At 33.6% G+C, this 15,587-nt stretch carries 8 protein-coding genes; all 8 read right to left on the bottom strand.

Translation table 11 applies throughout. The annotated features are described in order from the left end of the window. On the bottom strand, positions 1-5,045 hold a 5,045-nt coding region (locus M2475_RS02955; protein ID WP_277489491.1), incomplete at its 3' end, for an immunoglobulin-like domain-containing protein. Between the two features lie 108 nt (positions 5,046-5,153). Next, the gene (locus M2475_RS02950) at positions 5,154-7,778 is read right to left on the bottom strand and encodes a leucine-rich repeat domain-containing protein (protein WP_277489490.1); all 2,625 of its coding nucleotides are present in this window, start codon (positions 7,776-7,778) and stop codon (positions 5,154-5,156) included. Beyond that, on the bottom strand, positions 7,775-8,944 hold the full coding sequence (locus M2475_RS02945) for an InlB B-repeat-containing protein (RefSeq protein WP_277489489.1): 1,170 nt from the start codon (positions 8,942-8,944) through the stop codon (positions 7,775-7,777). Before M2475_RS02945 ends, M2475_RS02950 begins: the two co-directional genes overlap by 4 nt. An 11-nt stretch (positions 8,945-8,955) precedes the next feature. Further along, positions 8,956-10,257: a sigma-70 family RNA polymerase sigma factor gene (locus tag M2475_RS02940; RefSeq protein ID WP_277489488.1), complete on the bottom strand. Its 1,302-nt coding sequence runs from the start codon at positions 10,255-10,257 to the stop codon at positions 8,956-8,958. 197 nt (positions 10,258-10,454) lie between these two features. Further along, entirely contained in the window at positions 10,455-10,916 is a 462-nt protein-coding gene (locus M2475_RS02935) for a DUF1307 domain-containing protein (protein WP_277489486.1), read from the bottom strand. 302 nt (positions 10,917-11,218) lie between these two features. Then, positions 11,219-11,368 (bottom strand): hypothetical protein, encoded by a 150-nt coding sequence (locus M2475_RS02930; protein WP_277489485.1) that lies wholly within the window; start codon positions 11,366-11,368, stop codon positions 11,219-11,221. A 3-nt stretch (positions 11,369-11,371) separates the two neighbouring features. Further along, positions 11,372-12,448: a hypothetical protein gene (locus tag M2475_RS02925; RefSeq protein WP_277489484.1), complete on the bottom strand. Its 1,077-nt coding sequence runs from the start codon at positions 12,446-12,448 to the stop codon at positions 11,372-11,374. A 29-nt stretch (positions 12,449-12,477) separates the two neighbouring features. Continuing rightward, positions 12,478-15,573, bottom strand: a complete 3,096-nt coding sequence (locus M2475_RS02920) for a hypothetical protein (RefSeq protein ID WP_277489483.1) — start codon at positions 15,571-15,573, stop codon at positions 12,478-12,480. Positions 15,574-15,587 lie beyond the last annotated feature (14 nt).

The raw sequence follows: 15,587 nt of genomic DNA, 5'->3' as shown, positions 1-15,587 counted from the left end.
TCGATTACATTTCCATCTACTACTTTCGCAGTTGGTTCAACTTTATCTTTTGTCGATGTTGCACCTTTTACCGAAATAATTGTTTTGTAATCTCCAACTTGAGCTTTATAACCACCATTGTCTTTTACTTCTAAATCAGATGTTGGAACTGGAAGTCCTGTTTCTTTAACCCAAGCTTGCGCTCCCGTTTTTTCTAGGATTTCTGCATCTGTTCCCTTAACATCTTTCTTCAAGATTACATAGTTACTTGCTTTGAATAAGTAGTCTTCACCTGGAATAATATCTCCTACCGTTACAACTCTTGTTTTGCTTACGGTATTGTGATCATTATCTGTAACGGTATAAACGATTGGGTATACTCCCTCTTCATTTACATTTACAGTTCCTGTTGGTTTTACAATACTTGTAAGATCACCATCTTCATCATCGATTGCACTTACTCCATATGTATAATCATATGTTCCACCTACTGGAATATTCATGTAAGCTGGTTCAACTGTTAATCTTGGTTCACTACCATTGATAACCTTAACATCTGCATCTACTTTTGTAGTTGGTTCTTCTACTACATGATATGTTGCAGAGTATGTTCCTACAGTTGATCCTACATCATGTGTAACCGCTACTGTTGCTACACTCATATCATCACGTTTGAATGCTTTTGCTTTTGCTCTACTAATTAAGTCATTATCAGTTAATGCTTCTGCTTGACTTCTTGTAAGTTGTACATGTTTCGCTACAATTGTATATTCATCTCCATGATCAATGATATCTCCATCAATTACTTTGATTTTAATTTCTACTCTTGTCGCTTCTTCTTCACCTACATAGAATGTTGCTTTGTAGTCACCTTCTTCAGCTTTGAAGTTAGTTCCACTGGCATCTACTTTTACAGTTCCTGCACTTAAATCTTTTTTCTTAAATGCTTTCGCTGCTGCTTTATCAATTAATTTCGCATTACTTGTCATCGTTTTAGCTTCATCTACTGTCATTACGATGTTGCTAGCAACAAGTGTATATTTATCTCCCTCGTCGATTACGTTTCCATCTACTACTTTTGCAGTTGGTTCAACTTTATCTTTTGCAGAAGTTGCACCTTTCACTGAAATTGTTGTTTTGTAATCTCCAACTTCAGCTTTATAACCACCGTTGTTTCTTACTTCTAAATCAGATGTTGGAACTGGAAGTCCTGTTTCCATAACCCAAGCTTGCGCTCCTGTTTTTTCTAGGATTTCTGCATCTGTTCCCTTAACATCTTTTTTCAAGATTACAAAGTTGTTAACCTTAAAGAAATATTTTTCTCCTGGTATATAATCACCAACTGTTACAACTCTTGTCTTACTTACTGAATTGTGATCTTTATCCGTAACTGTGTACACAATAATATATACACCTTCTGCATTTACATTTACAGTTCCTGTAGATGTTACTTTACTTGTAAGATCACCATCTTCATCATCAATTGCACTTACTCCATATGTATAATCATATGTTCCACCTACTGGAATATTCATGTAAGTTGGTTCAACTGTTAATTTTGGTTCACTACCATTGATAACTCTAACATCAATTGGTAATTTTGTTGATGTTTCATTTGTTACTGCAAACGTTGCATCCCAAAGTCCGATTGACCCTACTACTGTATGTGAGCTCAATGATACACCAACACTTGGTGTTGTTGCTGGATCAAAAGAATCTGATAATACAGTTGATTTTGCCCATGCTTTCGCACCTGATAATTCTTTTAATTTTGATTCTGCATAGCTTGTACTATCTGCAATCTTCTTTGCTTCACCTGTATAGGTAGATACATTGTTTGCAGCTAAAACATAGTTGTCAGATACAATAACTTCATCAAATGGTAATACTTTGAACGTTACTGTTTTTTGTACATCTTGTTCTGCTTCAATTGCAAAGGTAACTTTATATGTACCTGGTTCAGGTTTGTAATTTGATTCTAAAACGATAATATCTGCAGCTTTACTATCAATAACATCACGTCCGCTAGCTTTTGCTTTACTCTTCAAATCTGCATCTGTAAGGATAAGCTTTGCATCTTCTTTACCTACGATAACATCACTTGCAATTACTTCATAACGAACTTTTGTAACAGTTACTTTCGTTCCTTCATTTAGTGTTGTATCATGATATGTTTTCGTTGCTGCAGGATTTTTGTTTCCTTTTGCATCTTCTACAAAAAATTGTAATACATCGCCTTCTTTTAATGTTGTACCATTTGGGAATGTATAACTCCATTTTCCTGCATTTCCAGATGTACCTTCACCTGAAAGTGTTCCTTCTCCAGCTAATTGTGTTCCATTTAATGTCACTGTTAATTTCACTGGTTTATCATTGTTGTGAATTGCATCAATATCCCAAGTTCCCGTAACGGTTTTTGTATTTGCATACACAAGACCATCTAATTTTACAGGTAGTGGAGGTGTAGTATCAACTACTGTAATTGGGTTTGCTTGTAAATATTGTGCTTCTGAATGTCTTTGTTGTTCTGGTTCATTTGGATTTCCACGATACGCTGAAATAACTTCATATTTTGTACCAGGAAGTGCAAATTCACCTTTTAAATCAACTTTAATCAATCCTTGTTTATTAACACCATCATAACGTGTATCAGTAGCACTTACTCCTTGTAATGTACGAGTTGTACCATCTGCTTTTGTTTCTAATACTTCTACATATACTTCATCATCCATAGCTGCACGACCTGTTTGGTCCATTCCCTCAGGAACAGTTGCACTAAAGAATACATATTTATCAGCATTTTCTGGTGTATAGTTTGCTAGGTTTGTAATAATAACTTGTGCATTATTACCATTCATACGTGAATACGATGAAATACCTAGATATTTATCTAAGAAATCACTACGTGTTGAATTTACATTCATCAAGTTTGTACCACTTAGTGAGAAACTTAAGAAAGGCCAGTTATTCGTAGCATTTCCATTATGACGAGTTCCTTTTTTCCAAACTGCCATATCTACTTTTGAAGCATCAAATGTACTTCCTGAACCTAGATCTAAAATTGCTCCACCTTCGTTGTTTTGATCACGTGTATTAGCAAAATCATAATAAATTGGTTCATCCATATTAAATGTAGTATTAGCACCTGCTTTAAAAATTGCAGCTTTATTTGTTCCCGTTTGTCCTTTGGCAACAAAAATTGAACCTTTACCAATATTAATAGTTCCGTTTGCGTGTCCTGTTGCATCAATCGCTGCCCCATTATCCGCATAGATTTCTACTGAACTCTTTTCACCTTCAACTTGGAATGTGAAACCACTTGCATCATATTCAACACCTTTGTTATATCCTTGTAGTGGTGCATTGTATGAATCTCTACTTGTTGCTGCATCACGTGGTGTTCCATCCCCAGCGTTCCACATATATACGCGTCCACCATTCGTTGCATAGAAAGAGTTATTTTCACCCTTACCAAAACGAATTAGCATCGCATTACCAGTATGTTTTCTTACATTAATTACACCACCATCAGTAGCATGTAGAATTTGATTTCCTACCCAACGGAAACGAATGGCAGCATAAATACCATCAGAATTGGCATAACTTGAATTAAAGTCACCACCAGTACCAATGTTTTCTACATCGGTAGCAGAATCTACATTTAACTTAGATCCTTGCCCAGCAACTCTTACTTTACCTCCAGTAACCTGTACTGTAAGTGCCGTTGTCTTTTTACCTTCAAGGTTTAATGTTGATCCACCATCTACTGAAATCGTAGCTTCACGTGTATCCCATTCACCATTAGATTGGTCCCCTGCTGATGCATTTCTACCTGCAACACTCAAAGTACCTCCATAAGCACCTTCATACCCATTACGGTTGGCTACAAGACTTGCTGTACTTCCACCTGTAATTTGTACTTTAGCACCATTTGTTGAAGTTTCATTTGCTTGTAATTGTTTTTCAATAATATTCATTACAACCGCTGGTGTATAACTACCTTGTGATTCTGCATATAGGTTTGATCCACTATCTACAACAAGGCTTGCTGTATATCCACCACTGCTACTGTTAGCAAAAACATTACTTGGTACTAATACAAGTGCTGGATTATATCCATAACTTGATGCAGCACCATATGTGTTATTTGCATACAATTTAACATTTGTAGCTGTCCCACTCGGAGATGCTGTTACATGAACATCTTTAGAACGTATAACCATCCCTGCACGACGTGCATGGTCTTGTTCCCATCTACCTTTATAGTTGGTAGCCCAGTTAACATTACCTGATAATACAATCGTTCCATTTTCTACGGAAGCAAGTGATGATGCAGTGTTTTGCGCTGCAACAGCATTGTTGTTTACATTATCAAAATGCACTGTCCAGTGAATACTGTTCTTGGCTGCACTACTACCATCACCTGCAGTATTTGAATTACCACTAAGACCAGTATTTACAAATGCTTCATATCTTGTAACTGCTGAATAAGATCTACCAATCTTATTTACATTAAGATTTTTGATTTCCAATTTATGATCTGTTGTTACATTTCCTAACTCGAAACCACGGTAATTTGCTTCAACGGTTGTTGAAGTACCAAAATCCAATGTCTTGTTATTACCATTAATCACCAAATCTCTTGAGATTGCTGGTAATCTTGTTGTACTAGTACCTCTACTAATACTTGAGCTAAAGGTAATTTCAGACACATCTGTATCATTTAAAGCAGCAACTAACTCTGCCCAACTACCTACAATCGCAACTGGACCCGCTCGAGTCTGACGATCATATGTCTGTTTTTCAGGAAGATCTTCTTCCTCTTCTTCAGCTTCCTCTTCAGGAGGTGTTTCTTCAGAAGTTTCTTCTTCTTCAGATGGTTCTTCTACCTGTTCCTCCTCCTCTACTTTTTCAACCTCTTCAACATCGTCTGCATTACTAACTAGCAAAACATCTGCTACTAGCGATGAGATCCCTATTGAAGTGAAAAATAGAACAAAAGATAAAAATACTTTAAATATTTTCATTTCTATTCTAGACTTAAATTTTTGACTGTTTTTAGACATTTTTTCACCCTCCGTCAACCAGTGATAAAGTCAAAGCATCACTTCGTCACCTTATTAGTTGATGTCATTAAAAATTTGGTTCATGAAATTTCGAAAAAAATATTATTTTTAAAATATTTTTTTCTTCAACTTGCGCAAAACAAAGATACCAAACACAACCAATACCTGCATATAAAGGCTTATATCGGTTGTATCTCCTGCCGCTACAGATGCTTTTGCAAGCGTACTAGATATATTCTTTTTTTGTTGATATTTTCCATAAATGTTTGCATTCACTTTTACTTTCACTTTGGTTGTAGCACTTACATATTCTTCATCTTCAAAATGCTGTGCTGTAAAAGTAAGATTATAAGTGCCACCCTTACCTTTTCTTATTTCTTTTAATTCTTCTTCATTGCATCTAATATCATAGATGAATTCATCATTTGTCAGTAATAAAGCTTTTGCTTGTGCTAGTTCATTTACTTGCTCATCTGTAATTGTTTTCGCATCCGCTTCACTTAGTGAAAAATCTTTTGCCGTGATAACTAGCTTTTCATCTTCTACTTTTGGTGTATTGGTTCCATATACCACCACCATTATTTCTTTACTAACCTCTATTCCATCTGCATTCACATAGATAATTAGTGGATAGACCCCACCTTCAGGTCCACATTTTTTTATTTGCTCATATTGTTTTTCATGAACCTTTATAGATTGCTTGATGTTACGAAATCCTAAAATTTCATCACTCGTATTTTTATCTATCTTAAAAGCATTAGCATTACTTCTTTGTAGCAATTGTGAAGGATTCAAAGCATTAATATCTTGATAATTTATTTGAATACTATCAGCAGCAATAAGAACACTACTCAAGATATCTTGAACACTAGATGCATCACTCAATAAAATGGATACTTCTTTACTCTTTGATACCGTTCCAGCTTTTGCTGTGAACTTCACTTTATAAATCCCTACTTTTTGAAATTGCTTATCTGGTCCTAAAATAATATCATAGCTTAAGTCTTTATCTTCAATTGCTACTTTTTGAGCACTTTGATTAGGACTATCCTGTGCTTGCATCCAATATGCATTTACATGTTGATTTATATTTATATTAGAGAAATCATCAACATTAAAACGTTGGTTTTCCATTTTAAGAATTGGTTGACCATGTACTTTGATAATACGTGTCTGAATCGTTTCATAGTTTCTTTCATCTACCACTTTATATTGAACTTCATAAGTTCCTGGTACATCGCTTTTAAAGCTCCCCCTATCGTGAATAGATACTTTTGTGGTTAAACTATTACCTAAGGTATCTATCGCTTCTACACCCGTTAACAAATCATAATTTGTATCAGTGAAAATTTCTAAAGCATCCATTGTAATGATTGGATTATCCCACCATATGATAGGTTGCGTAGTCACACTTTGATACCTTGTATCATATTCAATCAAAGACGATGTATATGTATAGGTATCATCTAAATCAAGAAGTGTTATCTCTGCCTCTTCAACTAGATTTCCTTCACACTCAAAGGGAATCGCATTTCCATCACGATTTTTACCTGTTGCATACACTTTAATTGTTTTCGTCTTCTTGTCACCATAAATTGGTTCATTCAAATAAATCTGCTGTCCATAATTTTGATCTGGATCATGATAAGGATCAATAGATGGATGATATGTCTGGGCATAAATAGATCCTGTAAAGGATTGTAATGGTGATAAATCAACAATCTGATTATTATTTAAATATAAAGAAGCATTCGAAATACTTTGAATCGTTGTCAAAGGGGAAACATCTACAATTAGATTATTTGAAAGTTGAAGAATTTCCACATTTCTCAAAGTTGATAATGGTGTTAAATCAGCAATCTGATTGTGTTGTACATGCAACTCTTTTAAGTCTGAATAATGACGAAATATTTCTAAACTAGAAATATTATTATTTTGAAAATGAAATTGGGCTTTTTCAATACCATCACTTGTTGGTAAGGTTGTTAAATGCTCATCTGTAATGCCATTATTATTAAACATAATTTGACCTTTTAATTGTGGAAATCTACTTTTGGTAAGCAAGGATAAATCATGAATGGCGTTTGTCCCTGTATTCCAATTGTTAAACTCTAACATTGTTAGTTTTGGATAAATGGTATCTTTCATTGGTTGTAAAGACGATAGATTTTGGTCATTCAAATAAACATGTGTAAGATTACTCATGTATTCAATTCCTTGAATGCTATTAATCCGTAAGGATGGATCAGATGTCATATAATCGATATAATCAACACTTGCAAGATCTGCTTGTGTAAAATCTGTCGGTAATCCTTTTTCGCTAATCAAATAATTATAAAAATTTTCATCTGGTACAAGTTGTCTTCCTAGCGCACGCGCTTGTGGACGTTTTACAATATCCACTGCAATTGCCTGTGTGACTTCCTTTGTCTCATTAGCCTCTATATAACGAATCGTAAAGACATATTCACCACTTTCCTCAACTGTGTAACGCGCTGTTTGTAAATCCAATAAATTTCCTTCTGGGTCCTTTATCGATTCAATTTCATTTGCAGCGTTATGAACATCAAACACAATATAAGCAATTGGATTTACTTGATCACGCATAACTTCATAATCAAGATATTTTGTGTTTTCACTGAATACCATATAGGTACTCTTTACTAAAATAGCAATCATACATATTGAAATTATAGTCGCTACTTTAATCCATTTTCCCTCTAATTTTTTCATGATATTTTCCTTCCATAACGTTTTTTATAAAAGTACATAGACCATCCCCCTAAAATCAACATTAGAGGAATCGTACTGAAAAGAATCTTCACAAACTCATTGGATGTTTGCATTTTCCCTATAAGGGCATCAAAAAACAGATTAATATCTGGTTTATAACTATCTCCACCATCCGCATTATGACGTCCAGAACCTCGTTCCATCATATACATATAGTAATCGATCCCAGTGCGAAAGGTTGCTTTTTTCTCAAACACTGCAAACACATCACGATCACTATCAACAGCATTTAGATTTCCTTCCCAACGCAAAAAGTTATTCCCTTCACTCTCCTTAGTGGAAGGAATAATATTTTGTGCATCTTCACCATGATTAACATAATCTACCATATATACACTTCCATTTATGTAATAGGTGACTTTGTATTTGTTTGTGCTGTAAACAGCATAAAAATTAGTAGCCTTATTAACGGTTCCACGAATAAAATATTTACCTGTTCCATCTGGCTTTGTATTAAACCCTACAAACGTAGAACCATAACGAGTAAACGTTGGTAATGTAAACACCTCATTATGAGTTACTTCAAAAGCATCAATCAAACTTAACGCATCGTCATATAAAGCGATTCGATAAGCATTCTGAGGACCTGTTTCTTTACTCTTAAAATCTCCATGTATTGGCATTTCAAAAATTTCATAAGAGTTTCGATTGCTTATAGATGTCGAAGAAACTTTGATATCGGCTGACATTTTACTTCTTGTAGAACCTGTCGACTTTACATTCAATGCAATCGTTGTTGGTGTACTTCCCAGTGCTAATGAATATCCATCATTAAGTAATTGTTGATATTCATTAGCACTAAGCAAAACACCATTGATTTGGGCTTCACTGTTTTGATACGAAAGAAATTCCATACTTTCTTTCGGTATTAATTTAACTTTAGATGTAAGATTCCCCTGTTGGTTTGAAATATCTATATGCACTCGAACATTACTTCCATAAGGAATCTTGGTATGACTTTGAATTGCTTCCCCTTGATATTCAGCTTTGATAGAAATATGTAAATCAAAAAACGAGTCTGCATTTACAGAAAAAGAAGTAATAAATGACAAAGCAATTATTAACATGATTAAAAAACTAATTTTTGCGCCCTTCTTTTTTATCATCTTTTACCCCTCTAATTTTTGTATGTCTTTAAGTCTATCTTATAGCCGACTTTATTCCCTGCCAAGTCATACAACACAACTTCAAACTCACCATCCAATTTTTCATGAACGGTTCCTTGCTTTGAAATTGTATATGATTTTTCATTAAAGTTTACATATGATTTTTGATAATCTATTGCATTTGCATCATCAAATTCAATTTTTAGTAAATCGTTATCATATGCCACATTATGAATCAATGGAACTTCCTTATCAATATTATCAATGGTAAGGACTTGATTTTCATCATTTAAACTAATCTTATATTCACCATTATCTTTGGCATCAAACAATACCTTATTATCCTCTATACGAAATACGACTGGTGTTTCGTTATACGACACATCAATATCCGCACTACCAATTTCTTTATTGCAAAGAACCGCAACTTCAATATCCTTATTTGTTAGATCTTGATAATATACAATATCTTCAATTACTGCAGCTTCCGTATGTAAGTTTTGATAAATGACAACACCACCTACTGCACTTGCCATAAGAGTTGCTCCAATCATTGCTTTATTTACTGCACTAACACCTGCAGATGCCATAGCACCTGTCGCAGAAACACCACTCAACAAGGCCGTTCCTCCTCCAGTAGTAATCTTCTCTTGAATCGTATTGAACGTTGACACTGATTGCTCAGCAGACAATGTATGATTGTTAATCATTGCTGTAAAGGCTTGGTAAAGAAGCGGTGTAAATGCAAACCCAAAATATTTCTTTGGTGTATATCCTCTTTTTTCTAAACCAGGAGATATCATCTTTCTAATTCGCATTAATCTAGTTTTAACCGTTCCGACTGGAATACTTAAGACCTCTGCAATTTCTTTTACCGAAAGTTCTTCAAAGTATTTCAATTGTCCTACTTGTGAATATTTTGCAGGCAATTTATACAATTCATCTTCTACAGCTCCAAGAATATCTTTATTTTCAATTTCTTTTTTTTGTGAATCTTCAACCTTAGCAATTTCTTCTAGATTCCCATCAATCAGATTACCATGTGATTTTCTTCGATATACCATTTGTGCTTGGCTGTAAGCAATACTAAAAAGCCATGAATGAAAAGCATCCAAAGATTTCAACATATTGATATTTCGATATGCATTGACAAACGTATCTTGTACTACTTCCTCAACATCTTGTTGATTACCAACAAATTTAAGTACAAAAAAATAAATGGAATTCTTATAATAATCGTAAATTACATTAAAAGCCTCCAAATCACCGCGTTGAAGTGCTTCTACATATTTCACATCCACTTTTCTCATCATAGCATCGCCCCCTTTCAATACATGACAAAAATATAACCTATCATATAATTAGTTGAAATAAACATAAAAATGGTTCATTATTTTTTTATTTTATATTAAAACTTACTTCATATGAGTATATTAGTTATAAAACCAAACAAAAATGACACAAAAAAAAAGATAAAACTATAAATTGTTCTATCTTTGTATTATATTCATTATTTACACTTCATTCCTGAATCTTTCAAGAAATCAATCAATTTGTCAGCTTTTAAGATTTTTCCATCTTCATCAACATACATATTAATCATTCCCTTGTTTTGTAATTCTTCCATATTCTCTTCCTTGATATCTACAGTTATCGTTTCATAGAATTTCTTATCTTTGCTTTCATATGTATACTTTACACCCTTGATAGCGTTATAAACTTTATCAACATCTTTTGCAAGCTTTTCTAAATCCTCCATTGTTGTACCTGTTTTCGTTTTTTCTACATCAATGGTAGTCTTTGAAACAATGGTTGTTACTGTATCTCCATCATAAGAAATGGTAATTTTTTCTTCTAATTCATCACTAGCTCCTTGTGTCATTGTACAAACTTTTTCACTTCCCTTGCTACCAGAAGAACATCCAGCTAGTAATGCAACAAAGCAAATTGAGCTAATTATAATTTTTTTCATTTTATTCCTCCAAAAAAAATATATCGCTATCGGGGTTAACTAAATACATGTATTGTTCAGGGAAGGCGTATTTAATTAGTTGATAGCGATATCTAGTTGCGAAAGATAATCATTTAGTATACATCCAACTACTGAGGGCTAATTGATACCATCGAATAAAGAAAGGATTAATTTCGATTGAATAAATATTCGGTTATGATATTTAATAGTAATTGTTGTATTGCAAAATAACTATATCCGCAAAGGATAAATAATTTACCCTTCATTATTGAGACGCTTATAATCCGAAAAAGGTTCCGTTTTTAATCATTTTTTTTAAAATATTTTGAAAATTGATCATGTAAGACATTACTTTGTGCATGTTGACGCTTTAATTTCATGATATAAAAGCTACAAACAAACACGGTAATAAAGAATAATATCAAAGCCATCATGTCATATCCACAGTTCATAAATTAAGACCTCCATTTCACTTTACGATTCGCTTCTAAATATTTTTTATAACCATATGTTACAAAAATTACTACAAAACTCATCCCGATATAAAGATAATGTGTATAACAAGTAGTTTTCACAATTGTCTTCTTAGCCTTTATATCTAAATATTGATCTTTAAACTCATATGTTTGATATTTGATTTTATCTTTTGTCTTTACCATTTGATCAATCAACATTTTCGCAATATTTCGATACGAATTCTTTCCATTCATAAAATCATTCGATTTTGCGAATGAATAATCCCGTTTCGCTGTAATTGCCGCAATCTCTTTTTTCTTACTTTCACTGATTTCCTTATCGATCACAACACTTGGATGATAATCCACGACTGGATCAGTAGGTTTTTCAGGATTGGTAGGTGTCGTTGGTGCAGATGGTATCTTATGAGCCGCAATTGAAATCGTTGGTGCAGATACTTGATAGGTACCGCCTTCATTGCTTGGATCATATCCAGCATGAATATATGCCAACCCTTTTCCATTTGGTTTTGCTCCTGCAATTTGATAAACAAAATTAATGTTGATATTTGTTCCAACATTAGTTGTTGTTTGTTCTTTGATTCGAAAACGTATCTTTCCTACAACTCCACCAGCAATACTTGAGTGATTAGTCCAATCACTTCCTGCTGCAGAAAGTAAAATTTGATTATTGTTTCCATTCATCTTAAATACATCTTGTGCCCATCCTTCATTCAAAAGGGATTGCCCAAAGGTTTGACGAATATCATTAAAACTTGTTACCAAATCTACTTGATTTAAATCATAGGTAATGATTTCTTGCAAAGATACTGCGTATGTATTAGCAGGTAATGTGACCGTTAGCTCGATCACATTTCCTGCATTATAATACGTCACTCCATTTTCTGTAAATGGTGCTCTTCCACCTCCTACATATGCAATTGAATTTTGCAAACGGTGTCCCCCATTATTACTTGGCACTTGTGAATAATGCACAGCCTGTAAAGGGCTAGCACAAGTAATGAATGCAATTATCAATACTGTAAGAATAGCTATTTGTTTTTTTAGTTTTCTCATAAATAACCTTCCCTTCATTATCATAAGGTTTATGGAATTATTTCAACTGGTACATCCACTGTTGGTGGAAGAATCAATGAATTAGAATAGTAATATTTAAACTGTGTTAAATCAATAACATCAACACGTTTATCTTTGTTGAAGTCAGTTAACATTAAATCATATGCAGAAACATTCATAGAATTAGAATAAATTCTATTGAAATGTGCTAAGTCAATAACATCAATACGTTTGTTATCATCATAGTCAAACATATGAATTGCTCTTGTTTTAATTACAACTTCTAATTTTACTGTTTTACTTACATAACTTGGGCTTCCAACACTTCCATAAGAGTATGTAACAGTATAAGTACCTAACGTACCTGCTTTAATAGCATTTAAGCTACTTGTAGATATTGTTACATCCAATTTAGCGATAGTTCCATCTTCCAATGTAACTTTTGCACTGTTATATGGAATCAAGTCTTCTTTGCTTGTAACTTTCTTTGCATCCGTATCCGCAATTTCACCATCAACTGCATTCAATGCAACTTTCCCATCTTGAGAAATGATTGGATCATCATCGATAACAACAATTTTTACACGCTTGCTAACTTGTCCATCTCCACTTCCATATGTATATAGTATGTCATATGCTCCAACTGTTCCTTGTTGGATTGCTAACCAATCAGCAGCTGCAACATCTACTGTTGCGTTCGCTGTTCTACCATCAATTAATGTTACAGACGCTTTGTTATATGCTCTAAGTGCTTCTTTATTTGCTAATTTCTTAGCATTGCTTGATTCAATAAATGCATTTTCTGCATATAAACTTGCTGTCTTATCTTCAGAAACGATAGATCCATCTTTAATTACTGTTGCAAGAACACGTTTGCTTAAACTTGCATATGAATAAACAACATCATATGAACCTAATTCTCCTGCCGACAATAAGTACCAATCTCCTGCGCTCATTCCAACCGTTGGCGTTGCTGTTCCACCACTTAATAATGTAACTGACGCTGCATTATAAGGAATTAAATCATTTCTAGTTACTAGTGCTTTTGCAGATGATTGTTCAAGGAATCCATTTTGCGCATATAAACTTGCGTTATCATCAATTTCTGAACCATTTGGAACGATTGTAACTTTTGCATTTACAGATACTAATTTATCTCCGTATCCATAACTATAAGTAACTGTGTATGTTCCTAATTTACCATCTTTAATAGAACTCCATGTTGGTGCATCAACAACTGCATTTGGATGTGATCCATCAATTGCTGTTACTTGAACATTGTTTACCACTCTAAGATCATCTTTACTAGATAATGCTTTTGCTTGATCAACAGTAATAATCTTATCTTCATATGTAATTACATGTTTTTTATCTTCTTTAACGATTACATTTACTGTCTTATCAACTTTTCCTTGACCACTACCATATGTATATGTAATTGGATAAATTCCAATTTTACCCGATACTATACTAGCATAATCAACACTTGCTATCGTTGGTGTTGCCACAGAACCGTCAGATAATGTAACAGACGCTTTATTTAAAGCAATCAAATCATTCTTTGATGTAAGCGCTTTTGCTTCTGTTTCACTAAGCTCAACATCTTGTGCAGATAGACTTGCTTCTTTGTTTGGTGAGATTGGATCGTTTTCATCAATGACTGTTATTTTAACAACCAAGCTTGTTTCATTTGCTCCATCACCATATTCATAAAGAACATTGTAACTTCCTTTAATACCAGAAGTAATTGATAACCATTCAGCAGCTGTTACTGTTGGTCTAGGATCTCTTTTATCTCCATTTACAAGTGTAACTTCTGCATTGTTATATGGAATCAATTGAGTTCTACTTGTTAAATTTTTAGCTTCTGTATTCTTAATAAATCCATGTTTTGCATAAAGTGAGAAATCTTTGTTAGGTGAAATCACCGAACCATCTTTCACAACCGTTACAAACACTTTTTTACTTGCTGTATCAGACCCACTTCCATAACTATAAGTAACTTCGTAAGTTCCAACACTTCCTGCTTGAATAGAAGCAAATGCAGGTGCATCTACATTAGGTGTAGCGTTAGTACCATTTTTCAATGTTACTTTTGCATTGTTAAGTGAAATCAATTGTGTTTTATTCGTTAACTTTTTCGCATCCGATGCAGTAATAAATGCATGTTCTGCTGATAAAGCAAAATTTTTCTCTGGTGAGATAACTGCATCATCAGATACTACATTTAATTTTACTTTTTTACTATCTGAATTTCCATCATGTGTATATCCATATGTCACATCATAAGAACCAATTTTTCCAGCTTTAATATCATTGAAGTTTTGTGCATCTGTTGTCACATCAATATTAGTGCCATCAGTTAATTTTGCACTTACATCATTATAAGCTTTTAAATCATTCTTTGTATTTAATGCTTTTGCTTGGCTTTGTGTAATAAATCCATCATTAGCACTAAATGTTACACTTGGTTTCTTTACTTGAATGGTTTGTGAAGGAGCTGTATAGTATACCGTTCCTGCATCGTTGTTAGGATCATATCCTATATGTGTATAAGAAACTTTGTTATTTTTAAACTCTGCTGTTTGAAAATTCATAAATTCAAATGTAATTGGTGTTCCTGCTGTTGATTCAACTCCATTTTTTACTTTGAAGTAAACCTTAGCAATCGTTCCACCTGTATAATCTTTTGTATCAGGGTTTCCAAAGTTATTACTTCCCCCATAAACTAAGATTTTTTCATTGTCATTATTGTCTCTTGCTGTTGTACTTGACCAATTCTTACTTGTGAAAGTAGATGATAAAGTACCTGTAATATCTGTATCTGATGATAATAAATCTAACTGATCTGAGTCATATTTAATAACTTGGTTATAAATTTGAACTCCTGAATCAGCTGGTAATCTGAAATCTACCTCGATAATATCTCCATCACGGTAATATTGTGTAGTTCCCTCTTTATAATCAGGGTTCTTATGTGTTCCATATTTCCCTCCACCATCATTACGTGAAATTTGGTAAATTGGCTCTACTGGATCTCCATAAGCCGCTGAAATACTTTGTAAAGGAACAATACATGTTACTGCTATAAATGCAGCGATAAATAATTTAAAGAATTTTTTCATTTTCCCTCCTACAT

Source organism: Breznakia sp. PF5-3 (assembly GCF_029504745.1).
In the GTDB taxonomy this organism is placed as follows: domain Bacteria; phylum Bacillota_I; class Bacilli_A; order Erysipelotrichales; family Erysipelotrichaceae; genus Breznakia.
The sequence above is the reverse complement of the archived record's forward strand: the minus strand, read 5'-3'. Positions and strand labels throughout refer to the sequence as shown.